The 588-nt window shown below is 78.1% G+C and carries 1 pseudogene; it reads right to left on the bottom strand.

Annotated features, from left to right (window positions below):
- Window positions 1–165: 165 nt before the first annotated feature.
- A pseudogene (locus tag KUM32_RS41030) lies at window positions 166–588 on the bottom strand (6-phospho-beta-glucosidase); the annotation flags it as partial.

The following is a 588-nucleotide window of genomic DNA, read 5'->3' as shown; positions in this document are numbered from 1 at the left end:
CCGCCGCCGGCCCGCGCGCCACCTCGGTGCCGCCCGACCACACGATCTCGGCCAACCCGCCAGCGCGCCCGATTGCGGGCCGCGTCAGGAGCCGGGGCTACCGCTGGCCACGTCACGGGCCGGGGGCGGCGGTCCGAGGCCCGGCCTCCGGCCTCCGACCCCGGGTCATGCGCCCGCCTCCGCGGCCTGGAGCACGCGGCGCGCGACGTTGACCGAGTCCACCAGCGGGTGCAGTGCCACGGCGCGCAGCGCCGCCTGGTGGGAGCCGCTCGCCGCCGCCTCGATGGCGGCCCGTTCCACCTCCTTGAGGGTGAGCATCAGGCCGAGTTGGCCGGGGGCCACCGGGCCGACGGCCAGCGGGTGCGCCCCGTTGGCGTCGACGGCGCAGGGCACCTCCACGACCGCGTCCGCGTCCAGGGCCGGGACGGCCGTGCGGTTGCGCACGTTGAGGATGAGCGTGGTGCGCTCGTCCCGGGCGATGGCGCGCATCAGGGCCAGGGCGACCCGGTCGTAGCCGCCGCCCTCCAGGTCGCAGGCGTCGCGCTGCCAGCCGCCGGTGGCCTCCCGGTTCTCGGCCAGGTACGTCTC

Source organism: Streptomyces sp. AC627_RSS907 (genome assembly GCF_019049165.1).
The sequence above is the reverse complement of the archived record's forward strand: the minus strand, read 5'-3'. Positions and strand labels throughout refer to the sequence as shown.